Origin of the sequence: Luteolibacter pohnpeiensis (assembly GCF_016595435.1) — a bacterium.
GTDB lineage: Bacteria > Verrucomicrobiota > Verrucomicrobiia > Verrucomicrobiales > Akkermansiaceae > Luteolibacter > Luteolibacter pohnpeiensis.
In genome coordinates this window covers 1-26,474 of the sequence record NZ_JAENIJ010000032.1, presented here as the reverse complement: position 1 = coordinate 26,474, position 26,474 = coordinate 1, and the positions used below count along the sequence as shown (strand labels likewise).

At 55.3% G+C, this 26,474-nt stretch carries 25 protein-coding genes; 22 read left to right on the top strand and 3 right to left on the bottom strand.

What is annotated here, in order from left to right; all coding sequences use genetic code 11:
- Positions 1-12: 12 nt before the first annotated feature.
- Positions 13-897 carry a heme o synthase gene (gene cyoE, locus JIN85_RS16410; RefSeq protein WP_200272769.1) on the bottom strand — a complete coding sequence of 295 codons (885 nt, stop codon included), beginning with the start codon at positions 895-897 and terminating at the stop codon, positions 13-15.
- A gap of 259 nt (positions 898-1,156) precedes the next feature.
- On the opposite strand from cyoE, the gene JIN85_RS16405 reads away from it, so the two are divergent.
- From JIN85_RS16405 to eutC, 10 genes are all read left to right on the top strand, one after another.
- Complete coding sequence (locus JIN85_RS16405) at positions 1,157-2,011, top strand: hypothetical protein (protein WP_200272767.1); 855 nt, start codon at positions 1,157-1,159, stop codon at positions 2,009-2,011.
- Positions 2,012-2,014: 3 nt separating this feature from the next.
- Positions 2,015-2,539, top strand: a complete 525-nt coding sequence (locus tag JIN85_RS16400; protein ID WP_200272765.1) for a hypothetical protein — start codon at positions 2,015-2,017, stop codon at positions 2,537-2,539.
- On the top strand, positions 2,536-3,708 hold the full coding sequence (locus tag JIN85_RS16395) for a hypothetical protein (protein WP_200272763.1): 1,173 nt from the start codon (positions 2,536-2,538) through the stop codon (positions 3,706-3,708). The genes JIN85_RS16400 and JIN85_RS16395 overlap by 4 nt, the downstream gene beginning before the upstream one ends.
- Positions 3,709-3,765: 57 nt before the next feature.
- On the top strand, positions 3,766-4,953 hold the full coding sequence (locus JIN85_RS16390; protein ID WP_200272761.1) for a M48 family metalloprotease: 1,188 nt from the start codon (positions 3,766-3,768) through the stop codon (positions 4,951-4,953).
- A 52-nt stretch (positions 4,954-5,005) separates the two neighbouring features.
- The gene (locus JIN85_RS16385; RefSeq protein WP_200272759.1) at positions 5,006-5,716 is read left to right on the top strand and encodes an HAD family hydrolase; all 711 of its coding nucleotides are present in this window, start codon (positions 5,006-5,008) and stop codon (positions 5,714-5,716) included.
- Between the two features lie 15 nt (positions 5,717-5,731).
- Complete coding sequence (locus tag JIN85_RS16380) at positions 5,732-6,844, top strand: DEAD/DEAH box helicase (RefSeq protein ID WP_200272756.1); 1,113 nt, start codon at positions 5,732-5,734, stop codon at positions 6,842-6,844.
- Between the two features lie 94 nt (positions 6,845-6,938).
- On the top strand, positions 6,939-8,273 hold the full coding sequence (locus tag JIN85_RS16375; protein WP_200272755.1) for a hypothetical protein: 1,335 nt from the start codon (positions 6,939-6,941) through the stop codon (positions 8,271-8,273).
- Positions 8,274-8,365: 92 nt separating this feature from the next.
- On the top strand, positions 8,366-10,594 hold the full coding sequence (locus JIN85_RS16370; RefSeq protein WP_200272753.1) for an NADP-dependent isocitrate dehydrogenase: 2,229 nt from the start codon (positions 8,366-8,368) through the stop codon (positions 10,592-10,594).
- Between the two features lie 113 nt (positions 10,595-10,707).
- The gene (locus JIN85_RS16365; protein ID WP_200272751.1) at positions 10,708-12,099 is read left to right on the top strand and encodes an ethanolamine ammonia-lyase subunit EutB; all 1,392 of its coding nucleotides are present in this window, start codon (positions 10,708-10,710) and stop codon (positions 12,097-12,099) included.
- Positions 12,096-12,854 carry an ethanolamine ammonia-lyase subunit EutC gene (gene eutC / locus JIN85_RS16360; protein WP_200272750.1) on the top strand — a complete coding sequence of 253 codons (759 nt, stop codon included), beginning with the start codon at positions 12,096-12,098 and terminating at the stop codon, positions 12,852-12,854. Before JIN85_RS16365 ends, eutC begins: the two co-directional genes overlap by 4 nt.
- On the opposite strand, the gene JIN85_RS16355 is transcribed toward eutC, so the two are convergent.
- Positions 12,836-16,552, bottom strand: a complete 3,717-nt coding sequence (locus JIN85_RS16355; protein WP_200272748.1) for a LamG-like jellyroll fold domain-containing protein — start codon at positions 16,550-16,552, stop codon at positions 12,836-12,838. The two genes, eutC and JIN85_RS16355, sit on opposite strands and share 19 nt — an antisense overlap.
- A 371-nt stretch (positions 16,553-16,923) precedes the next feature.
- Positions 16,924-17,334 carry a DUF3127 domain-containing protein gene (locus JIN85_RS16350; RefSeq protein WP_200272746.1) on the bottom strand — a complete coding sequence of 137 codons (411 nt, stop codon included), beginning with the start codon at positions 17,332-17,334 and terminating at the stop codon, positions 16,924-16,926.
- Positions 17,335-17,438: 104 nt separating this feature from the next.
- On the opposite strand from JIN85_RS16350, the gene fabG reads away from it, so the two are divergent.
- The 12 genes from fabG to yidC all read left to right on the top strand — a co-directional run bounded on the left by fabG (position 17,439) and on the right by yidC (position 26,316).
- Entirely contained in the window at positions 17,439-18,185 is a 747-nt protein-coding gene (gene fabG / locus JIN85_RS16345) for a 3-oxoacyl-[acyl-carrier-protein] reductase (protein ID WP_200272744.1), read from the top strand.
- Positions 18,186-18,203: 18 nt separating this feature from the next.
- A complete protein-coding gene (sixA, locus tag JIN85_RS16340; protein WP_200272742.1) occupies positions 18,204-18,671 on the top strand; it encodes a phosphohistidine phosphatase SixA in 468 nt (155 codons plus the stop codon).
- A 150-nt stretch (positions 18,672-18,821) separates the two neighbouring features.
- Positions 18,822-19,643: a DUF4114 domain-containing protein gene (locus JIN85_RS16335; RefSeq protein WP_200272740.1), complete on the top strand. Its 822-nt coding sequence runs from the start codon at positions 18,822-18,824 to the stop codon at positions 19,641-19,643.
- Between the two features lie 109 nt (positions 19,644-19,752).
- Positions 19,753-20,874, top strand: a complete 1,122-nt coding sequence (locus JIN85_RS16330) for a phosphopentomutase (protein ID WP_200272738.1) — start codon at positions 19,753-19,755, stop codon at positions 20,872-20,874.
- Between the two features lie 53 nt (positions 20,875-20,927).
- Complete coding sequence (locus JIN85_RS16325) at positions 20,928-21,671, top strand: GDSL-type esterase/lipase family protein (protein ID WP_200272736.1); 744 nt, start codon at positions 20,928-20,930, stop codon at positions 21,669-21,671.
- 64 nt (positions 21,672-21,735) lie between these two features.
- On the top strand, positions 21,736-22,713 hold the full coding sequence (locus tag JIN85_RS16320; protein WP_200272734.1) for an ABC transporter ATP-binding protein: 978 nt from the start codon (positions 21,736-21,738) through the stop codon (positions 22,711-22,713).
- Positions 22,714-22,835: 122 nt separating this feature from the next.
- Positions 22,836-23,048, top strand: a complete 213-nt coding sequence (locus JIN85_RS16315; protein ID WP_200272732.1) for an addiction module protein — start codon at positions 22,836-22,838, stop codon at positions 23,046-23,048.
- Positions 23,048-23,347 carry a type II toxin-antitoxin system RelE/ParE family toxin gene (locus JIN85_RS22130; RefSeq protein WP_343225494.1) on the top strand — a complete coding sequence of 100 codons (300 nt, stop codon included), beginning with the start codon at positions 23,048-23,050 and terminating at the stop codon, positions 23,345-23,347. Before JIN85_RS16315 ends, JIN85_RS22130 begins: the two co-directional genes overlap by 1 nt.
- Positions 23,348-23,509: 162 nt before the next feature.
- The gene (rpmH, locus tag JIN85_RS16305) at positions 23,510-23,695 is read left to right on the top strand and encodes a 50S ribosomal protein L34 (protein WP_200272728.1); all 186 of its coding nucleotides are present in this window, start codon (positions 23,510-23,512) and stop codon (positions 23,693-23,695) included.
- A gap of 42 nt (positions 23,696-23,737) precedes the next feature.
- Positions 23,738-24,103, top strand: a complete 366-nt coding sequence (rnpA, locus tag JIN85_RS16300) for a ribonuclease P protein component (protein ID WP_267906680.1) — start codon at positions 23,738-23,740, stop codon at positions 24,101-24,103.
- Positions 24,100-24,405, top strand: a complete 306-nt coding sequence (gene yidD, locus JIN85_RS16295; RefSeq protein ID WP_325109686.1) for a membrane protein insertion efficiency factor YidD — start codon at positions 24,100-24,102, stop codon at positions 24,403-24,405. Before rnpA ends, yidD begins: the two co-directional genes overlap by 4 nt.
- An 18-nt stretch (positions 24,406-24,423) precedes the next feature.
- Positions 24,424-26,316, top strand: coding sequence for a membrane protein insertase YidC (gene yidC, locus JIN85_RS16290; protein ID WP_200272724.1), 1,893 nt, complete (start codon positions 24,424-24,426; stop codon positions 26,314-26,316).
- The last annotated feature ends 158 nt before the right edge of the window (positions 26,317-26,474 follow it).

Sequence of the window (26,474 nt, the reverse complement as noted above, 5' to 3'; positions counted from 1 at the left end):
AAAAGCGATTTCTCAGTTCTTCCACGAAATCAGCAACACCGCGAGGGCGATTGGCAGATAGATGAGGGTGGAGAAAAACAAGCGTCGGGCTGAGGGTCTATCACCTTCATTGCGGAACTTCATGGCTAGCACAGCCATCACCACGCCAAGAATCGGGCCGATGATTGCCCACAGGATATTGGAAAATCCAAGTGCCCAAGGAATCAGGGAAACTACCCCTAGAACGATGGAAAAGATCGCTGCCAAAATGCCACTTTTGCGGCCTGAAACATCTCCATTCGACCACATCTGATAGCCGGCGCTTTCGTATTCTTCACGGCACAGCCAACTGATGGCGATGAAGTGTGGAAGCTGCCAAAGAAACAGGAGTGCGAACAAAAACCAAGCCTGCCAATCGAGGTTTCCGCCCGCGCCCACCCAGCCGATCATCGGCGGGATCGCCCCGGGGATGGCACCGATCAAGGTATTGGTGGAGCTGAATCGTTTGAGCGGCGTGTAGATAAAGACGTAAATGGCGATCGTTCCAGCCGCGAGGTAAGCCGTGTGAACGTTGACCTTTACCGCGAGGTGAATGATCCCGACCGCTGAGAGAAGCCAGCCGATGCCGAATGCGACCAGCGGATCCATCCGGCGTGATGGCAATGGCCGGTTCGCGGTGCGGCGCATCCGGGCATCCAAATCCACTTCCATCAATTGATTGAATGCCGCTGATCCAAATGCCGCAGCTGCCGTTCCGATCAAGGTGTTGATGAGCTGAACCCATTGCATGGTTCCGCCTTTCGAAGCCAACAAGAATCCGAACAGCGTGGTGACCAACACGAAGGTGTTCAGTCGCACTTTCATCAAAACCGCCAAATCCTGACGCAATCCCGGAACAACTTCCGCAGCTTCGTTCATCAAGATCGGCTCATTTGTATCCCGCTCATCCATGTTTCCGGGGGAATAGTGCCCGGGATTTCAACCAATCCAAGCGGCGACTTCAGAAACCTGCATTTCGAGCCCGTTTTGAGGGATATCGACAATTCAGTTTTCGGCTCATCACAAAATTGACTCTACCATTTATTGAACGTTTGCCACCTCGGTGAAATGTTCAGTGTTACTTTCAAACGAGCAGTCCCGAGCTTGTGTGAGAGCCAAATTCCCACACCCAACCGCCATGAGCACCCGCTCACATCTTCAGGCACTAGCTTTCGCGCTGGTATCGCCATTTTTCATCCCATCCGCCACAGCCCAGGTATCCTGCTGGGCCCCCGGAATGTCGTCTCCTGTCACCTTGAAAGGTGATGCAGGCTCTACCTCAGTTTCTCTTGGGAAACCGTATCGCTATGAAATCCATGGCGTTGCTGGAAGAATCGAACTGGGAAACAGTGCCTCAGGTGCCGTTCTGGTGGATGGGCAATTTCGTCAAAAATACCTCGTGGGATATGGTCCGGTCGTGAGTTCCACGGCATTTATCAAGCTGCAGACGAATCTTCTGAACGTCTATCCGAAGTATATCGGCGTTACCGGCACCAGCCCGGGAAATCCAGCAAGCCCGGTTGAAGATTACGGTCCAACCTGGACTCTGGCTGACCCAAAAAATCCGGCATCGGTCAATCTGACCTTCCATTCCGCATCATCCGGGCTTCTTGGAAGCCTACTTCCCGGCGTGCTGGCTCCCGCCTACTACAATATCAATCCGACCGGGTATTTCTATGTTTTGGGAATTTGCCACTGGTCTCCACCACCGGTAACCGGCACGCTGGAATTTTCAGCATCCGAAGTGCTGAACGGTTATCCCGTCAATGTAAGTTACTCGATCCAAAGAGACTCAGACGACGTCTACCGGCCTCCTTTCATCCAGGCGATCCTCGGCAATACCAGCGTCACCGTGCTGGGAACTCCACCCTCATCCGGCTCGGCCCCAACGGTATCGCCAGCTCCGACACCGAACTCCGGATCCGGACTCTCGGTAAATGTTCAAATCGACCTCGCGGCAAATTCCGGCACCGGATGGACGCGGATTCCCTGAATCATGAAAACCATGCTCTATTTCCCGTTTATCGCACTCACGATGACACGCATCGTTTGGGCCGAGGAAAAAGCCGCATCTGCCGCGCATGCAACTGCAGATGCCATCACCGATCAGGAGTTCATCGCGCGTCGCAATGCCAGCCGTAAAAACCTTCCTGCTCCTACCCATCTGCCACCACAGAAATCGAAGTTCAGTTTGATGAATCTCTCCACCTTCGTCGGTGATGGAGAACACTTCGCCATTCTACCCCAAGGCTCGGTGCTTTACTGCCCGGAGCCACTCGCTACCCGAATTCTCGCGTCACCAGGTGGCAAGCTGATTTCCTTCCAGGAATTCCTTTCCCGCAACCGCCAATGGATCACCCACGCGGATGTCACCTCAGACCAAGTTTCAGGAAAAACACCGATCTCCGATGCAACCCTCAAGGCGTTCGAAAAGAACGCCCAGATCGTCATCGCAACATACCAAGGTGCGCCCATCACCGTGCTCAAGGGCAAGTCAACAGCTTCGGTTCCACAACCATGAAATCCCTAGTTTTATTCATCTTTACCGCAGGCTTGCTGGTTCAGTCAGCCGCTGCGGTGGACTTCATTCGTCAGGTTCAACTGATCGAAGACCAAACCATTGTCTACGACACTCCAGTTGCTTGGGAAACGGGTGAAATTCGATCACAACCCGTCTTCGGCACCGGCGCGATTTTTCAGCTCTATGCTTATAACGATCCTGCTTATAGCCCCTATTCAATCCTGGATGCCCAGGCTGGATCCATTCTGAGTGCGAATGTTTCATTGGACTCTCATTTGGTCGATCTCGACCTGTTAGGAATTCATTTGGACATCACGCTCGGCAGTGACAGCACGGAAGATTCCCTGCCGAATCTGGTTTATGAAAAAACCGTGGGAGCCTATTTGCCGGAAGCGACGGTGACACTCAGCTCTGAAGACACCTATGTTCCAATCAGAACCCGGGCCGACCAACCTTATGGCGTTTCGGTCGCCATCAGCCGCTTGCCGGATGCAGATGCCGATGTCCCGGAAACGGCTCCGACCAGTGTGCGGCTGGCCAAAAGTTATAAGCTCTATCACCCGACTCTTCACGTCCCATCCGATAATGGCAGCGGCCAGGGAGTGTATGGCGGGGCCTATGAATTAAGCCGCAACGGCACCTTCTCCATTCCAACTGTGTATCAGGAACTTCCTGCCGAAAGCCCAACCCGGGCGATTGGCGAAGAAACGCACTTTGTGCAAGTCGCTGTCGGTCCCGACAAAGCACTGGCAACGATTGGTTCCGCCACGATCCAAATCTGGCCGGTGGCGGTTGCGAAAATCGAAGGCATCCCGGAGCCTGCCAAATTCACCGGCATCCCGGCCAATCTCACGATGGAGGTGACCGATCCCTATCCTCAAAGCCAAACTTACGCTCAAATTTACAAAGGTGAACCCGAGCTTGGCCGCAGCGGCGCAGTCATCACCTCGTCTATCATCGTGTTGAACGATTACGCTCCACCATCAGAGCCGGTCAAACTGCCATTGCTCGATCTCGACAGCCTGATCGACGATGATGGGATTTACACCATCGAGATCGTGACCGTCACTCCGTTCAATGGTGGAGAGCCGGAACGGATTGCTTATACCAGCTTTGAATTGGATCGCAGTGTGAAGGTGCGGTCGCTGGCGACGACGTTGAATCCGTAAAAATTCACGAATCCAGCGACTTGTCTCCGGCTTGTTCCATCGCATAGTCCGGGTGTCGTGAACTATCATTTGGGTCTTTATGTCATGCTTTTCCCAGTCTTGGGGAACTTGCATGCGGAAGTAACGGTGAATTCCCCCGTCACCCTGACCCATCGCGTCCGAGTCCAACCGATCCGCGTCGCGAATTCCGATGGAACCTACGCCACCACCTTTGGCAGCGCCAATCAGGAATCCTATATCAAGGAACAGGTGAACCGGATCTGGGCGCAGGTCGGCGTGAGAATCGACTGGCTCCCGGTGGTCGATTATGCCGACGATTTTGTATTTGATGGTTCCCCTGGCGATTATTCCACCGCAACTCGCCCGGGGAGTCACTTGGACCGGATCATTGCCGAAACCGGGGCTCCGCCAAAACGCACCAGCGCCATCGAGCTCAACATGTTCTTCGTGCAGATCGTTCCGAACTATTCTTACACCAGCGCGAATACGACCAACGGCTACTCCTTCGTCGATGCAAATGGTCTAACCGTGTTTGTGGGCTCCGCGCTTCCCACCTTCGTCAGCGGACAGGACGCCGTGGCAAGAATTCTAGCCCATGAGATCGGTCACAATCTGGGACTGAGCCACGTCTCCAGCACCAGCAATCTGATGAACGCGTCTCCCACTTCCGGGCTGCTCACCACGACCCAGAAGTCCACCCTCTTCAGCAATCAAAGCGGAATCGATGGCTACGAATTCCTGCAGCAATTGCCCGTCCCCAGCAATTTCAGCGAATGGGCCGCCGCCTACGACCTGACCGGTGCCCCAGAGGATGATGATGATCACGATTCCATCCCCAATGTGATCGAGTTCATGCTCGGCCTTGACCCAACTGCGCCAAGCCAGTTGCCGGCATTGGTTTCCGATAGCAATGGGACTACGTGGACCTTAACCAAACAGTCATTGGCGCTCGACGATGGATTGGTCTATCAAGTCGAAGTTTCAGATGATCTCGAGAACTGGAGCCAAATCGGTGCCAGTGGAAGCGGCAGCAGCATCGTCGAGGATACCAATCAGGACCTGGTGGTTCGGCTGGCTGCGGGTGCTTCATTCCGCGGCATGCGGATGTTGGTTAGCATACCAACCGATCTCACTGCAGTTGCGGTCTCAGCTTCGGCGTCTTCGATAAAGTCCGAATCCACACGTTCCGTGACAACGCCTCAGCATCCCATCGGCACCTGCAGCATCGAAATTCATCCGGAGTGATTGCCCGGTTTCCCGCTTGCCAGGATCGCCACAGCTGCTTGCAATCCAATTCATGGCAGCTACCGCGCTCAGCATCGCGTTCGATGCAGACGACACCCTCTGGCATAACCAGCCGATTTTCGAACGCTCCTACGAGAAGTTCCGTAGCTTGCTGTCCCGATTTCACGAACCAACCGCAGCGAGCGACACCTTGATCCGTAATGAAATGCGGAACTTTGATCTATATGGCTACGGCATCAAGGGATTCACGCTTTCCGCCATCGAGACCGCCATCCAATTGTCGGATGGGGCCATCAGCGCCGATGAAATCCGCCAATTGCTGGATGCGGCAAAAGAAATGCTGGCCCATCCGGTGGAACTGATCGAGGGCGTGGAAGAGGTGCTCAAGCAGCTTTCAGCCGATCATCGATTGCTGGTCGTCACCAAGGGCGACCTGCGGGATCAGGAGCGCAAGCTTGAGCAATCCGGCCTGCTTGGATATTTCCAGCAAATCGAAATCGTTTCGGAAAAAGACGTTGCCTCCTACCGCCGGATCTGCGAGCGGCACGAAATTGACCCGGCTCAATTCCTCATGGTCGGCAACTCGCTCAAATCAGACATTCTCCCCGTGCTTGAGTTGGGCGGGCGTGGCGTCCACATTCCCTATCACATCACTTGGGCGGCGGAACAGGTCGACGAGCCGGCGGCGGTTCCGGGTCGGCTTTTCAAAATCGCCGAAATGCACGAACTGCCGAAGCTGGTGCAGCTGCTGACCACTGCCTGAAACTCCTTTCTCATTTTGAATACATTTAAAGAACTTGGCGTCAGCCCCGACCTGATCAAAGGCCTGAACGAACTTGGCATCGTCCAGCCGACCGAAATCCAGCAACGGGCGATCCCGTTTCTGATCGAAAGCGGTGGCGATCTCATCGCCCAAGCCCAGACCGGGACCGGCAAGACCGCCGCGTTCGGCCTGCCGTTGCTGATGACGGTGAAACCGGAAGTGAAGGAAATTCAGGCTGTCATCGTTTCCCCCACCCGCGATCTGGCGAAGCAAATCGGCAAGCAGCTTTTCCGCTTCACCAAATACTCCAGCCGCATCTTCACCGAGGTGCTGTGTGGTGGTGATTCATTCGATCGCCAGGTCGCCGCGTTGCAACGGCCGACTCATATCGTGGTCGTCACCCCTGGCCGATTGATCGACCTGCTGAAGAAAAAAGCGCTTTCGCTAACTCATGTGAAGCACCTGGTGCTCGATGAAGCCGATGAAATGCTGAGCATGGGCTTCAAAAAAGAGCTTCTCTCCATTTTCAATCACACCCGCAGCCGCAAAAGCACCTGGTTGTTTTCCGCCACCATCCCCGACAGCATCAACCTGCTGGCCAAGGACTGCATGATCGGCAAACCGCAGACGATCCGCGTGGATAAATCGCGCGTGGTCAATCGCAACATTTCCCACAAATACGTCGTCTGCGGCAAAGATGACAAACTGCAATGCATCATCGACTTCCTGAAGCGCCAGAATGGCGACCGCGGAGTCATTTTTTGCCGCACCAAGGACACCACGGCCATGGTGGCCAAAAAACTCAAGGCCACGGGATTTTCCATCGATGTCATCCATGGCGATCTGATGCAGACCGATCGGGACAAGGTGATGCGTTCATTCAAAAAAGAGCGCACCCAACTCCTGATCGCCACCGACATCGCCGCACGCGGCATCGATGTGGAAGGTCTCGCGTTCGTGATTCATCACCAGTTGCCGGAGCAGACAGAATACTACACGCATCGTAGCGGAAGAACTGCCCGAGCCGGTAAAAAGGGAATTTCCATCGCTTTCATTGAAGCCCGCGATCGTCCGAAAATCGAGAAGCTGGAGAACGAACTGGGGCTGACCTTCACCGAAACGGAATAGCATTTCCACACAGTTGGCGTGCGGTGAAATGCCACCAATTCGGTAAATTTGACCGGCAGCATGCGATCTGATAGGGATCGCGCATTCAAATCCCATGGATGATTCTGCCAACCCCTATGCTTCCCCTGTTACCGAGGAAGTCACCACCACCACGGCCGCAGCGTGGAAAGTCGACGGTGCCAGCATTTTGCTGAAACACGCCACCGTGTTACCTGCGGTTGACTTGGTAAGTGGCGAAACGGATGGGGAAATGGTGACGATGCGAGTCGTTCGAAGGCCCGTCGCTCAAGCGATTCCGTTCTTAGTGATCACATTTTCAGCCATATTCTTGGCGAGTTTTTTCGATCTCGAACTGAAATTCGCAGAGCTTTTTCCACTGGTCTTCCTCATTTTACTAGCGCTTCGAATCTTCAGTTCAATCAATCCTAGATCAGCGGCAGCTGTCGCTTGGGTTCACCGGAACAAAAATCAGCTGAACAAGGAACGGAAAATCAAACGAGTTGCAGGCTACCTCGGCATAGCACTCGCCGCCTCGATTACCCTGCTAGGTTTTTTCATCGATCAAGTAGGACTTAAGCTAAGTTTGGAATTAAGCGCCGCCTGCCTCTTAGGTCTCTTCGGACTGGTCGTATGGAGAATGATCAAACGGTCGCCGCTTCGAGTCCGCCTGGCCTCGCCAGGATGGTTGCGAATTTCCGGTATCCACCCGAACGCATTAGCCCAGCTTGCGAATCTGGACCGCGAACAGCAGCAAAAATTTGCCCAAACTGAAAAGTTCACGCGCAAGGTCTTCACCGCATATTACCACCGTTACCCCATGTGGGCGATCACCCTGAAAAATCGCAATCCATTGGTTTTTGTGATTATTCTGCTGATGAAGCTCCTCCGATCCAAGCAGCTCGAACAAGATCTTTACCATCATTCCGAGGCCACTCCGATCGAACTGGAAAAGCTCCCGGAATTGCTGCAAACCACGATTCGCGATTGGCTGGCAAATCATCCAACTTGGCAGGTCATTCAAGCAGCTCGAGCTCTGCGACCCAATGGAGTTGTGGTGAGTGACAACATACTCCTCTGCTCAGAGGACCGAGCCCATGTGCTTGGCATTCAACATGTCATTGTGGTTCCAAAACCCAAAAGCGCGTGGGTCAGCTTCTCCTTTTACTCACGCACCAACGAAAATCTCACTCTGATGACCTCAAGTGACCGGTTACTCGTTTCGAAAATGGCCGATTTTGTCGGGCGCACTCGCAAAGGCACGCCAGATGAGCTTTTTGCCCAGCATCTCGCCTGGTGCAGCGAATTCCCGCCCTTGCTTGCGGCAAAAGACGACTCCGAACTGCTGCTCCATCACCGGAATCACCTGGAAATGATGGCCGCTCACTTCGAAAAAATCGGCTGGCACGGCCCGGTTCGGGAAGTTTTCTGAAGATTGGGTCACCGTGGCAGGTCCATTTGCTTTTGACCGGCCCGGCTGCACCCCTTACACACACCGTTTCCGAATTTTCACCACGAATCATCATGTCCGAGGTCCCTACCATCATTTACACCAAAACCGACGAGGCTCCGGCGCTCGCGACTTACTCGTTTCTTCCGATCGTTCAGGCATTTACCAAACATTCGGGCATCACGGTGGAGACTCGCGACATTTCCCTGGCAGGACGCATCATCGCCAATTTCCCGGAATTTCTGACCGATGAGCAAAAAATCGGCGACGCACTGGCGGAACTCGGAAAAATGACCCTCACCCCTGAGGCGAACATCATCAAACTGCCGAACATTTCCGCTTCGGTCCCCCAGCTCAAGGCCGCCGTTGCCGAGCTGCAAGCCAAGGGCTATGCTCTGCCAAACTACCCGGAAAACCCTCAAACCGACGCCGAAAAGGACATCAAGGCCCGCTACGCCAAGGTTATGGGCAGCGCCGTGAACCCGGTTCTGCGCGAAGGCAACTCCGATCGCCGCGCGCCAAAAGCCGTGAAGGCCTACGCCAAAGCGCATCCGCACTCGATGGGTGCCTGGGCGGCCGATTCGAAAACCACCGTCGGCACCATGGGCGGCCAGGGCGATTTCTTTTCTAATGAAAAATCCGTCACGGTCGATGCCGCCACGGAGGTCAAAATCGAATACGTTGGCGCGGATGGCACCACCAAGGTTCTGAAAGACGCATTTCCGCTCAAGGCTGGCGAAATCATCGACGGCACTTTCATGAGCAAAGCGAAGTTGCTCGATTTCCTCGCCACCCAGATCGCCCAAGCGAAGCAGGACGACGTCTTGTTCTCGCTGCACATGAAGGCAACGATGATGAAGGTCTCGGACCCGATCATTTTCGGCCACGCGGTCGAAGTTTTCTTCCTCGATTTGATCGCGGAGCACGCCACCGAAATCCGCGAACTCGGAGTCGATTTCCGCAATGGTTTCGGCGACCTCGTTTCGAAACTCGACAAGCTGCCCGCTGAGAAAAAGGCCGCGATCGAGGCCGCGATCCAGAAGTGCTACGACAATGGCCCGTCGCTCGCGATGGTGAACTCGGACAAGGGCATCACCAACCTGCACGTGCCATCGGATGTGATCATCGACGCCTCGATGCCGGCGATGATCCGCGTCGGCGGCAAAATGTGGGACAAGGCCGGCAACACCGCCGACACGCTCGCCGTGATTCCCGACAGCTCCTACGCCGGGGTTTACCAAGCGGTCATCGATTTCTGCAAAAAGAACGGCGCGCTCGATCCAAAAACCATGGGTTCGGTGCCAAACGTCGGTCTGATGGCACAAGCCGCCGAAGAATACGGTTCCCACAACAAAACCTTCGAATCTCCAGGCCGTGGTGTGATCAAAATCACCGACGCTTCCGGCACGGAGCTGTTCTCGCACGAAGTAGAGGAAGGCGACATCTGGCGCGCTTGCCAAACCAAGGACGCTCCGGTTCAGGACTGGGTCAAACTCGCCGTTTCGCGCGCCCGCGCCACTGGTGATCCCGCCGTTTTCTGGCTCGATGAAAACCGTGCGCACGACGCGCAAATCATCGCCAAGGTCAACACCTACCTCAAGGATCACGACACCACCGGGCTCGACATCCGCATCCTCGCACCGGCTGACGCTTGCACCTTCTCGCTGGAGCGCATTGTCGAGGGCAAGGACACCATTTCCGTCACCGGAAACGTGCTCCGCGATTACCTCACCGACCTGTTCCCGATCCTTGAGGTCGGCACTAGTGCGAAGATGCTTTCGATCGTTCCGCTGATGAACGGCGGCGGCTTGTTCGAAACCGGTGCTGGTGGTTCCGCACCGAAACACGTCGAGCAGTTCGTGAAGGAAAACTACCTGCGCTGGGACTCGCTGGGCGAATTCTTCGCGCTGGCTCCAAGCTTCGAGCACATCGCCGAAACCTTCAGCCTGCCGAAGGCCAAGGTTCTCGCCGCCACGCTCGACGATGCGACCGGCAAGTTCCTCGAATTCGACCGCTCACCCGGCCGCAAACTTGGCACCATCGACAACCGTGGCTCGCACTTCTACCTGGCGCTTTACTGGGCCCAGGCGCTCGCCAACCAAACCGATGACCTCGAATTGCAAGCGGTGTTCTCCCCCGTTTCGGAGAGCCTGGCACAAAATGAAGCGAAGATCGTGGAGGAACTGATCTCGGTTCAAGGCAAGCCAGTCGACATCGGCGGCTACTATCAACCCGACGACACCCTGGCCAGCGCCGCGCTTCGCCCAAGCGCGACCTTGAACCAAATCCTCGGCGCGATCTAACAGCTGCCGTTAGATTTTATTCCGCTCCGCCCGCCTTGGTTCCTCCTTGGCGGGCGGTTTGCTTTGCAGGGCTTTTCCCATTTCGGCGTGGCTTCTGCTTCTGATATCCGACGATGCCCTGGACCACCCGATTTACCGGTAAAAGCCACACCTTTGCGGATCTCCGCGAGTTGATGGCGAAAGCAACGCCGCACCGCTCCGGCGATGTGCTGGCTGGGCTTGCCGCAGAATCGGCGGAAGAGCGGGTCGCCGCTCAAGCAATTCTCGCCGACTTGCCACTGGCTCATTTTCTCGAGGACCTGCTCATTCCTTACGAAGAGGACGAAGTCACGCGCCTCATCATCGACCGCCACGATGCGGATGCCTTCGCGTCAGTCTCCAGCCTGTCGGTCGGCGAGTTTCGTGATTGGCTGTTAGATTATGAAACGGACTCCGCGATGCTCGCGGCACTCGCGCCCGGCATCACCCCGGAAATGGCGGCTGCGGTGAGCAAATTGATGGCGAATCAGGACCTGATCCTGGTCGCCTCGAAATGCAAGGTGGTCACCAAGTTCCGCAACACGATCGGATTGCCTGGCCGGCTTTCGGTGCGATTGCAACCGAATCACCCGACCGATGATTTGAAAGGCATCGCCGCCTCGATGTTGGACGGTTTGCTGTTCGGTTGCGGCGACGCAGTGATCGGCATCAACCCCGCGACTGATCAGGTATCGACCACCACCGCGATGCTGCAGCTGATGGACGAGCTGATTTCACGCTACGAAATCCCCACGCAATCGTGCGTGCTCGCGCACGTGACCACCCAGCTCCAGGCGATCGCCAAAGGTGCGCCGGTCGACTTGGTTTTCCAATCGATCGCCGGAACCCAAGCCGCCAACGAGAGCTTCGGCATCGATCTCGCCATGTTGCGTGAAGCTCGCGAGGCGGCCTTATCGTTGAAACGCGGTACCGTCGGAGACAACGTGATGTATTTTGAAACCGGCCAAGGCAGCGCGCTTTCTGCAAACGCGCATCACGGCATTGATCAGCAAACGCTGGAAGCCCGGGCCTACGCCGTTGCGCGGGAGTTCAAACCGCTGCTCGTCAACACCGTGGTCGGCTTCATCGGGCCGGAATACCTTTACGATGGAAAACAAATCATCCGCGCCGGTTTGGAGGATCATTTCTGCGGCAAGCTGCTCGGCCTGCCCATGGGCTGCGACGCGTGCTACACCAATCACGCCGAGGCGGATCAGGATGACATGGACAATTTGCTGACCTTGTTAGGAGTCGCGGGCTGCAACTACATCATGGGCGTTCCCGGAGCGGACGACATCATGCTCGGCTATCAATCCAGCTCGTTTCATGATGCCCAATATCTGCGCCAGGCTTTGAGCAAAAAGCCCGCACCGGAGTTCGAGCGCTGGCTGGAAACCCACGGCATCAACGACGAACATGGCCGTCTCTGTGAAAACCCGGCCGTTTTGTTAGATGCGGTTAGAAACCTTGGACTCTCGAACGCATGAGTGAATTGCCAAGTCATCCGCTGAAACATTGGACCAGCGCAAGGGTCGGCCTGGGTCGCGCAGGCGGTTCGCTGCCATGGCCCGCCGCCCGTGATTTCCGACTCGCCCATGCGCGCGCCCGCGATGCGGTGCATCAACCCTTCGATGCAGTTTTGCTGCAACACGATCTGGAACCACTTGGATTGCCAATTCTCAAAATAGAGACCGAAGTTCACGATCGCGCGACCTATCTGCAACGGCCAGATTGGGGACGGAAAATATCCTCAGAATCGCAGGCGCTACTCAGTGAGCAGCAGACGAACCAAGGTTTCGATCTGGTCATCATCCTGTCCGATGGGCTATCGGCCGCTGCCGCGCAGCTGCAAATCCCGCCGCTTCTAACAGCTCTGCTTCCCCTGCTTGGTTCTTGGTCACTAGCCCCGTTGGTCATTGCACCTTTCGCACGGGTTGCGGTGCAAGATGCGATCGGTCAGGCCATCGGCGCGAGTAACGCACTCATGCTTTTAGGTGAACGGCCAGGCCTAAGTTCGCCCGATAGTCTGGGCGCCTACTTGGTTCGTGATCCAAAATCCGGCAATACAGATGCCAACCGGAATTGCGTCTCTAACATCCGCCCTGCCGGGCTTGAGCCAGCAGCTGCAGCGCATCGGATTTCCTGGTTGCTGCATGAGTCGCGCCGGATTGGCACGACGGGTGTCGGGCTCAAGGACGACAGCGACTCATTGCCAATCGCGGATCAGGGACGTGTGATGTAGATCCGCCCAAATCCTGTTTTCTGACTTCCTACAGGCTCCGCGCTGCGGCATTTCATGGTTTCAGTGCCATCACCGTTGTCCACCGGATAGCCATCCAGCGCGACTGCCGCCGACCAATTCTCGCCCGACAAATCGGAGGAAAGCTCCTCCATGTAACTGATTCCAACCAACTTCGGTGTAGGGCGCCGGTAGGTAATTGTTAGATAATTCGAGCCACCGATTTCCTCCAGCGCAACTGTGGCCGCAGCAGCCACATCTGGCACGGTGGGATTCAAACCAAAGGCAAACTCCAACAAGGTAGAAGATCCATCGTGATCCACATCGGCGTCGTCATTGGCGACTTCTGATTGGGCTGTCGCCAGGTCGCCAAACTGCTCGATCTTCCATTGGTTCAGCGGTGAATCCGCCAGCGCGACGATCGCTGTTGCATCGTCTCCAACTGCATAACCATCGCCTTCATCCACCGTCACGGTCACAGACAGCGGCCCGGTTGGCTGATCCAGGTAGAGCGGATTGACTGAGAGCGTGGCAGTCGAACTGCCAGCAGGAATGGTTAGAACCGGAGGCAATGGTGTTAGACCAAAATCGGTTCGATACACTCCCTGCCCTGCGCCGGTTGCCAAACTAAAATTCACCTTCAACTCATCCGCAACGGAGCCACTGCGCGAAAATGTGAACAATCCTTGATCTCCTGCTTTCTGGGCGGTCGGGTCGGTTGCAACCACGGAGACCACACCCGTTTGAGATGCCAAGGCCAAGATCTCCTGGGCGCTCAATGCCCGACCATAAATTCTGAGATCATCAATCAACCCGACGAAATGATCCTTGCCATTGGAAGTCACATTTTTCGTTGAAATCTGAAGTGCATCGTCCGTGACAGGTATATTCCCCGAGGTGCTCAACTGCGAAGCAAGCACGCCATTGAGATAAAATTTCATACTAGATCCATCGTAAGTACCGGTCACATGACACCAAGTCCCCAGGGTCGGTTGCGGGATGGTCACGGTTCCGATATTCCGAATGTCCCATTTGAACACACCGCTCTCGGCACACATTCGGTATTGATTGTCCGAGGTGCCTTTTTGAATGATTCTCCGGTTTGCGTTGTCCCCCCACTGCTGTGGTAGCATCCAGGCACTGACCGTAATCGCGGACGTCGGGTTCAAAGAATCAGAGGAAGGCACGCTGACAGATTGATTGGTCGTACCATTGAATTCCAGCGCCCCACCCAGCCAGCCATCAGTGGTATGGACCGGTAGAGGCGGGCCGACGAGCGTTCCGTCGTTGCCATTTCCAGAGCTGTCTTTGGCAATCACACCCTCCGTTTCGTTGAACTTGAACCAGGCTGCAAGATCCTGCAGCACTCCGCGCCCTTGAATGGCAAAGCTGAATTCACCTTCATCCGCATCGTTGTTGGTGATGGTAACGAGTGCCTCTTTCAACCCGCCTTCGGTGGTGCTGAAGGTGATTTGAAATTCTGCAGATGAGTCCCCGGCGATGCTTGCGGTGGGAAACTGATTCACCTCGAAGCTGGATGCCCCTTCCCCCGTAATCGTCACCACAGGATTCCCGGAAAGCAACAGGTCCGAGTTGCCTATGTTCTTGATGGTGAATGTTTGTGTGACAGCCGCCCCACCCGGTAGAACGATTGCGCCAAAGTCCGTGCCGTTGGTGGCATCTGGGGTCACTGACCCCGCCTCAATCTCCGCGCCGTTGCCAGTGATCACTATTTCTGCGGCAGGATCGCCAGCATTTGTGAAAGCAGCGGAAACGTTGCTAAATTCGGATGAGCCACTCGAAGTGAATCCACGAACACGGTATTCATAGTGAACAAAGGGTTGCGCTGTTAGATCGCTGTATGCCGTGACATCAGCCTCCACCGTGGTAAGCAAGGCAAAATCCGAACCCTCCACCGAACGCTCGATCCTATAGCCCGCTTCATTGTCCGCAGCATCGACCCATGCAAGATCCACCTGAGTTTTGGATGCCGCCGTAGCCTGCAAATTCGTTGGCGTTTCAGGAACAACCGGGCTTTCGATCAGTCCATAGATAGCGACCTGATTCGAAAATGTCGGCAGGAACACCTTGCCTTTTACCACCGTAGGCGGATTGAACTTGGCATAGTTTCCGAAGTCGTCCCGGGCGCTGTTCATTTGCGAATTCCACAATTCCTCGGTTGGATCTTCCGCGTTGAATGCCCGGAAATAACCGGGAACCACCTGCTGGTTGGCGTTCGCGGTCGGACACATCGCCCAGATGATTCCCGTCCCTGCGGCATCGCCATTCGCGGTCACCGACAACATCGCCCCTGGATTTGCGGTCGTCACCGAACTCGCCACCGGTGGCAGGTTCAACTTCCCAGTCGAGGGATTATAGGTATATGCCTTCAGGGAATCGTTCGCACACCAGACATAGATTCGCTGGGTTCCGTCCGGGCCTTTCCAATACACCGGAGAGCCCATGATTTTATTGTTCAGCTTCACATCGATGCTTTGGATCACATTGGTGTCCGATGAACCTCCGGCGTTGTATCCGCCCATGTTGTCGCGATTCACCACATACATGCGGCCCTGTTTTCCCGCCCCAATCGCAATTTTCGGATTGGTGTCAGGAACCAGCAACAGGCCTGTCGAACCAAGATCAACATCCCCGGCCTCAAGGGTGTTGTAATTGTAAGGCGTGAAAAACGTCGCCATGTTCAAGGTGGAGCCCGAGCGCGTGAGTTTGGCGAAACTCATGCCACGATTCCGAGTCCCCTGCAGATTCGAGCCGGTGCCGATGGTTCCGTTGCCACTGTTGATGTAAAGATTCCCCTCTTCGTCGGCAGAGGGTGCCTGGCCTCCCATCCAGATGCCGCCGTTCACTCCGTCCGGGGTCAGGTTGAAGACGACTTCCTGCTCCAGAGTGGTCGCGTTGTAACCCATGAGCCAGCCGTGATACGGGCCGAGATCGCAATGAGACGCCCAACCGATGTAAACCACACCGTTCACCAAGGCCAAACCCGGCCGCTGGTTCTCGGTGAATGAATTGAACGGCACGATGCCGTCGACACTGCCAGAACCGGTTCCCTCGACCGCCCCTTGGATCAACATCGGACTGTTAGGCCGTGATTCTCCGTTCCGAATATCGACCGCATGGAAATACTGATCATAAATCCCGTTGGCCTTGGTTCGGGTTACGAAATAAATGGTTCCCTGATCGCCCTCATCCGATCCTGGGAAAGGAGTTGGATCGATCACCGGTGTCCCAACAATTCCGATGTTCCCGGAAAAATCCTGATAGTTACCGCCGCAAGCCCCACCTGCTGACAAATCCGTATTTCTCACCGGCCTCCCATTTGCCGGGTTGAAATTGCGCACCCAGAGTGGCGCCGATTCGTCAGGATAATCGGCATCATACGCATAAACCGTGTTATTCACCGTGGCGACGTAGATCACATTATGAGTGCCGCGCCCGGGAATTACTACATTTGAGACATAAAGGATCTGAGAATAAATCTCATCATCCACCGGCCTATTGAATCGCATCCCGAAAGTATCCGGGTTCACATTTGAGGTATTTAGAGTGACCTCATCCAGTATCGCTCCCGTTCTCGACAGATTATTGTGGTAGGTCAATAAATCCGACCCCTCGGATTTTACTGCTACAGCAATCAAACTTAACACCGCCACGCAACACCTCGCGACATTGAATTTCATTTCGCCATTCCATAAAAAATGACTTATCGAATCAATTTACAATGTTCTCACCGACTCACTAATGACTGTGATTCCTCGGCAAATCCCTGTATTACCAAGCCTTTTAACAGCAGAAACTCCGGTAATTATTTTAATCACCGAGCCCCTAAACAAAAAGCCCATAACCAACCATTCTCAATTTGAGAATTATCATGCCAATACTAAATTTTTAAAGTGCCTTTTTCGTCACTTATCTTCACATCATTTTATCATCTAACTATCCTCCAACTAATAAATCCCCGGTTCACCCAGTCCCTTTCCCACTCGATTTCAAGATGCTTAAGAAACCGGCTTTCCGCAATGAAAGCCAGCCCTTGGATCCAGCAAATGATTCAGAATGGAATATCATCGTCATCGAAGTCGTCCTCGTTGCGCAGCTCCGCAGCGGAAGGCTCGGCCTGGCTCGATGGCGCGGGGCGTTGCCGCATCGGTGGCTCCTGCGAGTATTCGTCGCGCCCGCTACCTCCTGATGCGCCACCATCGGCCGGCTGGATTTTCCAGCAGGCGAGGTTCACGTAGTAGCGGCCGTTGTATTCGTTGCCGCGAATGTCGAAATTCACCTGCACGTCCTGTTCGGGTTCGAATTGATCGAGCATCGAGCACTTGTCCTTCACGACCTCGAACTTGAGATCTTGAGGATACTTGTCGTGCGCGGTGGTCACGACGAATTCACGCTTGGTGAAACCGCTCGGGAACGATTGGGTTTCGTTGATCAGTTTGATTTTTCCGACGACCTCGTACATGCCGCCGAGTTTTCCCGAACGGCGCAACTTGTCAAATGCTTGGGACCTTGAGTTCGAGTGATTCCGCGCTTTCCTCCGGCGCGACGAGCATTCAAACTCCGTGAATGCAGCGTTTTGCAAACAAAGTAGCGGTGGTCACCGGCGGTGGCCGCGGGATCGGTCAGGAAGTCGCGAAGAAACTCGCCTCGGAAGGAGCAAAGGTTGCGGTCGTCAGCCGCAGCGAGTCGAGCTGCGGAAAAGCAGCGGAAGCGATCAACGCCGAATTTCCCGGTTCCGCCAAAGCCTACGCCGTCGACGTGGCCGATCACGAAGCAGTTCAAGCGCTGGCCAAACAAATCGGCGACGACCTCGGCACCGTCAACATTCTCATCAACAACGCCGGAGTCACCCGCGACGGTTTGCTCATGCGCATGAAGGAGGAGGATTGGGACACCGTTCTCGACACCAACCTCAAGGGCGCGTTCAACACCGTCAAAGCGTTCATGCGGGTGCTGATGAAAGCCGAAGATCCACGCATCATCAACATCGCCTCTGTCATCGGCTTGATCGGCAACGCCGGCCAGACGAACTACGCCGCCTCGAAAGCCGGCTTGATTGGATTCACCAAATCCGTCGCCCGCGAGCTGGCTGGCCGGAAAGTCACCTGCAACGCCATCGCACCCGGCTTCATCACCACCGACATGACGGATGAGCTTTCGGACGCGATCAAGGAAGGTGTGATCAGCAAAATCCCGCTCGCCGTTTTTGGTGAAACATCGGACATCGCCGAAGCCGTGGCATTCCTCGCCAGCTCCCAAGCCCGTTACATCACCGGCCAAGTGCTGGCGGTCGATGGCGGCATGACCATGTGATCCCAATTCCTGAATTTTATGGAACTCATCATCCTCCGGCACGGCAAAGCGGAAGCCCACGGCCACCCGCTGGGGGATGGTGCGCGTGAGTTGATCGATCGCGGCCGCAAGCAAGCGCGCCACGCGGGGAATTTGCTCAAAAAAGCCGGAATGGTGCCGGATTTGGTGCTCACCAGCCCTCTGGTGCGCACTCGCCAAACGGCAGAGGAATTTTGCAAAGCGGCAGAAATCGATGAAGCGCTGGTGCAACCGTGGCTTGCGTGCGGCATGCAGCCGGAACGAGCGATGAGCGAGCTGGCGGGCTTTTCAGAATTCCAGCGAGTCGCCATCGTCGGCCATGAACCGGATCTTTCGGAATTGATCCGCTGGCTGCTGGGGGCATCTGGCTTGATTGAGTTCAAAACCGGCACCCTTGCCTGCCTCGAAATTCATCCGCCAAGTCGGGCTGGAACCTTGCTTTATATGGTTCCACCTAAATTGGCATAATTGAAAGACTTACCGATCATTTCTGGGTTTTTCCGAACCAAAAGCTGCATCGCAAACGCTTGCAACTTCCCAGGAAGCCACTGCTACGCAATCACGTAGGAAAGCCGATTCAGTTTGAAATCTGTCCGAAATCCGGGCTAATTTGATTTCATGAAGGCCACCTTCTTTCCTATCGCATCCACCCTCCTTGCGCTGGCTGCTACCTCCTTCGGCCAAACCGAAAGCCCAGTCCAATCCGCCGCTCGTCCATACAATCTGGACATCGTCGACACCGTTCAACTCGCCGGCTCTGATGAAGCGTCCGCCGATTTCCAAACCAACGTTCTCCCCGGCATGTTGGAAATCATCAACAGCAACTTGTCCGAGGCCACATCGGTCCAAAACGTAGCTGCCATTTCGGTCGATCCAACGAATCTCACTCTCACCAGTGATGCTACCGTTCGCGTTTACTTCCTTGGCGAAGGTGCCGGTTACCACAACACGCTGGGATACTCGACCACCAATGGCAGCGCCATCACCTCGGACGCAGCCCTGATTTTCCCCGATGCCTCAAGCTCCCAAGGCTTGTATGGCTCCGGCAGTGATATCCGCAGCTCAAGCGAACCACTCGCTCCAGGGGACTTTGTCGATCTCGGCACGCTGACCGCCGGCACTTCGCTTGATTTCTTCCTCATCGCCGACGGTGCCAATGGTGGCCAAAACTACTACTCCACGCAGGACAGCCTGAATGCCGACGGCATCGTCCACGCGGTCAGTCTCGCCGCCGATGGATCGGCCTACTTGATCATCGGATTCGAAGACCTTTGGGGCGGTGGCGACCGCGACTACAACGACCTCGTTTTCGCCGTCTACATCGGCCAATCCAACGTTGCCAATCTTGCTGCCCTTGGCGCACCGGAACCGACCCTGGCAGCAGGCGCACTTCTCAGCTGTTGCGGACTTGCCTTCAATCGCCGCCGCAAGCGGGCGTAAAGTCGGCATCCATTCAGCATTCATGGTAAAAAAAGCCCGGGAGATGATCCCGGGCTTTTTTGTTTCCCCGGAGTTGCAGGAAGAACCCGGTTTGTGAAAAACTAGCCCGATGAAGCGGGTTCTCTGCATCGTATTGGATTCCGTAGGGTGTGGGAACGCGCCTGACGCCTCGTCGTATGGCGATGCCGGGGCGGATACCCTCGGCCATCTTTACCAACGCATTCCCGGGTTTCGTCTGCCCGCCCTGGAATCGCTCGGACTGGCGGAACTGCTGCATCTTGAGCGCACGGTCGAAATCCTACCAAATGCGTCCTTCGCCAAGCTGACGGAAAAATCAGCCGGAAAAGACACGACCACCGGCCATTGGGAATTGATGGGCTGCGCGCTGGAACAACCCTTTGCCACCTATGAGTCATTCCCGGCTGAACTGGTCGACGAGCTGGCGGCACGCGGTGGTGTCGAATTTCTCGGAAATTTCGCCGCATCCGGGACCGAAATTCTGGAACAGCTCGGGGCCGAGCACCTCGCGAGCGGAAAGCCGATCCTCTACACCAGTGCGGATAGTGTGCTGCAGATCGCCGCGCATGAAGAGATCTTCGGTTTGGAAAGATTGTGGGATCTCTGCAAAACCGCGAGGTCACTGCTGGATGAAAAAGGCATCCGCATCGGTCGGGTGATCGCCCGCCCCTTTCTCGGCTCCGGCCCCGGCGATTTCCAGCGCACCGGAAATCGCCACGATTACTCGCTCATGCCCGGCGAAACCGTTCTCAACCAACTGCAGCGGGCAGGCGCCCAAACCATCGGCGTCGGCAAAATCTCCGACATTTTCGCCGGATCGGGAGTCAGTGATTCCTATCCGACGAAATCGAATGCCGAGGGCATGGCAGCGATTGAAAAACTTTGGTCGGCCAAGCAAACACGCGATCAGCTGATTTTTGCCAATCTGGTGGATTTCGATTCGTTATTTGGCCATCGCCGCAATCCTGCTGGCTATGCCCAATGCTTGGTGGAATTTGATGCGTGGCTGAGCAGATTTTTACCCAAAATCTCCGCCGATGACCTCGTCATCCTCACCGCTGACCACGGCAACGATCCCTATGCGCCGGGAACGGATCATACGCGAGAACAGGTGCCTTTGTTGGTGCTGAATGCGGATCGACCGATCCATGACGGAGACTTTGCCTGTGTTTCCCGCCTCATCGCGCAACGGCTGATCCCGGGAGCGAACTAAATTTTTGCAATCCAGCGTCAGTTCCCGTTGATTTCCACCGTATCCCAACCCTCATGATGATTCCCAAGATCGCCAAAAAGTTCCTGCTTCTCGTTTTCTCGCAATCCTTACTACTAGGCACCACCGTGTATGCCGGAGATCAATCTGACGTTTCCACGACCCCTGCCGACCGCCTGTCCGAAGGTGGCTGGAAAGCACGCTGGGAAGGTGAAGTCAAAGCCATCGAGGAAAACAAGGACACCCAACTCGTTTTCCTGGGCGACTCGATCACCGAAGGGTGGGACAGCCGCGGCAGCCATGTCTGGAAGAAAGAATACGAGGCCTATCACCCGATCAATTTCGGCATCGGCGGCGATCGCACGGAGCACCTGATCTGGCGCATTCAAAACGCGGACCTTGCCAGCCTTAAGCCAAAGGTCGCGGTCATCATGATCGGCACCAACAACACCGGTCACCAGCAACGTGACCCAAGAGAGACCGCACGCGGGGTAAGAACCGTGGTCAAAGATCTGCGCAAACTGTGGCCGGACACGCAGCTTCTGCTGCTCGCCATTTTCCCGCGTGGCGAAACCCCTGATGACAATCTTCGCAAAATCAACGCCGGTGTGAACAAAATCATCTCACGCCTGGATGACGGAAAGCACATTCATTACCTCGATATCAATCAGGCATTCCTCACCGAAGACGGCACCCTCAGCAAAGACATCATGCCTGACCTGTTGCATCCGAATGAGAAAGGCTACGAAATCTGGGCTGAACAGATCAAACCAGAGCTCGAAAAGCTCGGACTCAAATAAACTCGACCCACCAATCGGGAACCGGGACGCTTGATCTTTGTTCCCAAATCGACACCATCCGGGCATGCCGTTGCTTGATGTCAGAAATCTCACTACCCGATTCCACACCCGGAATGGTGTCACCCACGCTGTAGAAGACGTCTCATTCACTCTGGAAAAAGGCAGCTCGCTCGGCATCGTCGGCGAATCCGGCTCGGGGAAATCCGTCACCTGCTACTCCCTTCTCGGCCTGATCCCCCAGCCTCCCGGTCGGATTCACTCCGGTCAGGCGATTTTCGACAAGATCGACCTGCTCAAAGCCACCGAATCCGAATTGCGGAAAATTCGTGGCAAACGGATCTCCATGATTTTCCAGGATCCGATGACCTCGCTGAATCCCTACATGCGGGTCAGTGCCCAATTGATGGAGCCTTTGGCCCTGCACGAAAATCTCACCGGCAAAGCCGCCCTGCACCGTGCGATCGATTCCCTCGCAGAAGTCGGCATCCCATCGCCGGAAAATCGCATCCATTCCTACCCGCACGAATTCTCCGGCGGCATGCGCCAGCGCGTCATGATCGCCATGGCGCTGATCACCCGGCCGGAATTGTTGATTTGCGACGAACCGACCACCGCACTTGATGTGACGGTGCAAAAGCAGGTGCTTGATCTGATCCGCGATCGCCAGCAAAAGCTCGGCACCGCCGTGATTTTCATCACCCACGACCTCGCCGTCGTCTCGGAAGTTTGCGATCACATCAACGTCATGTATGCCGGGCGCATCGTCGAGAGCGCTTCCAAAGTGGACCTGTTCAACCGCCCGTTGCACGCCTACACCCGCTCGCTGCTGAAATCGATCCCGGCTGCCCAGCCAAAAGGTCAACCGCTTTACACCATTCCGGGCCTGCCGCCCGACCTCACCCATCCACCTGCCGGGTGCTCGTTCAAAGTGCGGAATCGTTTGGGAAATCCCGACCTTTGCCTGACCTCGCAATCTCCGCCACTCGCCGAAATCGAGCCCGGCCACTATGCCCAGAACTGCCCGGGTTGTTTGGCATCCTAAAGATGAGGCTTCATTTCCTATCGAACATTGCTTGAGACCTTATCTGATCTGAAGCTCCCGCTGCCCACGGTTTGTGGATCCGCGTTCTTGCTCACTCCACGATTATCGATTATCTTCCCTCCATGGTAACGTTGGCGGAAATCGAAAAACAGGCATTTTTGCTCCCCGACGATCAGCGCGCCATTCTCGTCGCCCATTTATTGGACTCTCTTCCCTCGGTTCTTCACGATGACGATGCCGGAATTGCCGAAGCAGCTCGACGGGATGCCGAATTGGACAGCGTTCCATCAAGCTGCATGACCTTGGATGAATTCAAAGCCGCTTTTGGTCGCTGATGCAGCCAGAAGTCATCTTTCACAGACTGGTTCAGCAAGATATGAACGCGATTTTGGATTATTACGGACGAGAAGGATCCCCATCAGTCGCAAATCGCTTCTTCGAAGCATTTCTCAACACCGTCGCCCGGGCGGCTGCCAATCCCTCCGGCTTTCATGTTATCGCGGCAAGGTATCGAAGAGCCAATATTCCCGGATTTCCTTACCACTTTCTTTATCGTTCTACCGTGAAAGGCATCCGAATCTTGGTACTTCGGCACGATCGGCGACATCCGGATTATGGATTGCGTCGAGGTTAAATGACTGCCGGGAAAGCCATGATTCGTAAAATTTCCACATTTCCCACGACTGTCGGGTTGACAAGCGCTCGACTGTTTCTAAAGTCCCGCCCCCGCGCCATGTAAAATGTGTGCGACTAACCCCTTCAGACAACTGGCCCCGGCCACTACGCCCGACACGCAATGAGCAAACGCACCTATCAACCTTCCAAGCGCACCCGCAAGCAACAATTCGGCTTCCGCGCACGCATGGCCACCAAAGCTGGTCGTGACATCCTTCGCCGCCGTCGTCAGAAGGGCCGCAAGCGCCTCGTTCCGAAGGGCGTTGAGATCCACTTCAAGCGCCACACTCAGCAACACGCTGCCTAATCCGCATCTCCCGGGTCGCCAAGATGCTACCGCATCTCACTTATGCGCCTCCCTCGGACATGCAGCATGACCCAACGCGCTGATTTCACGCGCGTCAGAACGACCGGCCGGGCCAAACCAGGCCGGTTTGTCATTTTAAGCACTCTTGAGGACCCGGAGCTGGATTCCATCCGGACCGGGTTCATCACCACCAAACGAAGCGGCAAGGCTCATGAACGAGTCCTTCTGCGACGCTGGTTCCGTGCTTTAGTTCAGGAAAACGTCCCCAATTTCGAAAATCCGCAACGCTATCTGGTCACCATTGCCAGACCAGGCGCCAACAAAGCCAGCTACGCGGAGCTCGCCAAGGACTGGATCCAACAAGCACGCCGCCTCGGGCTTTTTGCCCCCACCGATAAAAAACAGTGATCTCTCGTAGCGTTACTTTTCTCGTCAGATTGCTGATCCGTTTTTACCAACGGTTTCTCAGTCCGATGCTGAAAGTTCTCGCCGGGCCGGCGGCAGGTTGCCGCTACACGCCCACCTGTTCCCACTATTTTCTCGAAGCCGTGGAGTCTCACGGCCCCATCCGGGGTGGATGGCTCGGTATTTGCCGGATTTTCCGCTGTCATCCTTGGGGTGGCTGTGGTTATGACCCCGTTCCGCCACCGGGAAATCCGCGGCAATCTTCCACCAACTGCTCCTGCCACGGAAATCATCCCCACTCATAAAGTCTTTTCCCAGTCTCCATGTACGATCGAAAAACTTGGATAGTTGTCAGTCTTTGCGCCGTGATGATCGGCGCGAACATTTTCATTACTTCGAAAAATCAGACGCAAATCGCGAAAGAAGAAGCAGAGAAGCAAGCACAAGTCGAAGCCGCAAAGCCGACACCAGCCGAAGTCGCTGCTGCGGCACCGGATGCTGGCTTAACTGTCGACCCGCCACCACCACCTACCGAAGAAACACTGGTCACGCTTGAAAACGACCAGATGGTCTTCACCCTCACCAACATCGGGGGCGGGGTAAAATACGCTGAATTCAAAAACCAATTCGAAGTCGGCAGCAATACCGCGCGCGTCCGGATCAACCGCTTCGCAAGCGGCCCAATCGGGGCATTTTCCGATGCCAGCCGGAATCTTGAGAGCGCGGTTTACACCTACAAGCCGGAGCTATCCATCCCCGGAAAAAAAGCAGTCTATGTCGGCAATCTGAACTCCGGACTCATCGCGAAAAAAACTTACACCCTTGAGGAAGATCCAGCCCCCGGCTCGCCTTACCTGCTGAACTTCGATCTCGCGTTGGAAAACACCAGCGCCGATTCCATCAATCTCAAGCAATGGAGCATCTTCGCCGGTGAAGCATCACCCTTGTATGAGGCAGAGGTTGCCCAGCAAACCGGATTCTTCTGGCGGGAAAATGGCAGCATTCACTTCGAACACGTTGGCGAATTCAAAGAAGGATTCATGGGCTTTAAAGCCGCCAAGCCGATCATCACCAGCCCGGCCGACAAAACGGTGGAATACGCGGGGGTTACCGATCAGTTTTTCTCAACGGTTTTACGTCCAAAAAATCCATACACGGCTTCAGTCTGGGCCAAATCGGCTCCCATCAATCTGACCGAGGGTGGACGCGAGCTTCACTCGGTCAGCGCCGGCTTGGACCTACCGGCGGCAACACTCGCTAGCAACGAGCAGAAATCCTTTTCCTATCGGATTTTCATCGGCCCCAAAAACAACTCCATGCTTCGCAAAATGGATAACCATTGGGGCGATGGCTGGGGCGATCTGATGCAGTATGGCTGGTTCGGAGTTGTCTCAAGAACCCTGAACTGGGTGCTCAACAAGCTGCACCTGATCTTCAACAAAGTATCCACCAACTGGTCATGGGGGCTTTCGATCATTTTCCTCACGATCATCGTTCGCGGTTGCATCTGGCCACTCCACGCCAAATCGACCCGCACCATGAAGCGGATGAGCAAGCTCCAACCGGAGATTGCCAAACTGAAGGAAAAATATCCGGACGATCCGAACAAGCTGAACCAGGAAATGATGGGGCTTTACCGGAAATTCGGCATCAACCCACTCGGTGGGTGCTTGCCAATGGTGATTCAGATTCCGGTGTTCTTCGGCTTCTACAAAATGCTCCAGTATGCCGTGGAACTGCGCCACCAAGGCTTCATGTGGGTGCCTGACCTCTCCCAGCCTTACACGCTCTTCACCATTCACCTTCCATTTGCCCTTCCGATTCTTGGCGCGAATTTGCCGATCAACCCGCTGCCGATTCTGATGGGAATCACCAGCTTCGTGCAAATCGCGATGACTCCACGAACCGGAGACAAGGCACAACAGCGCATCGTGATGTTCATGCCGCTGATGTTCTTCTTCTTCTGTTATAACTTCGCATCAGCCCTGGCGCTCTACTGGACCACCCAGAACCTCTTCTCCATCGGTCAAACCTGGCTGATGAACAAGATTCCCGAGCCAGAGCTGAAAGCCCGTAAAGACGGCGGCAGCAAATCCTGGGTGCAAAAAATGGCAGAGCGCCAAGCGGAACTGCAAAAAGTCAAATCCGCCGGAGGCAACATGCGCGATGTGACCCCTGAGAAGAAAAAGCCACGCGGCCCAAGAACCGGCGGCTGATCGCTCACCGACAACTCCATGGACAAGCCCGATGATCTCACGGTCATCGGGTTTTTCTTTGGCTAGACCGTTTGCCAAAAATAATTGCCGAAAGATCTCATAAAAAGCTGGTACGACTATTTGAAGCCTATTAGCTTTCCTCATCTGCCGTCCCCGTC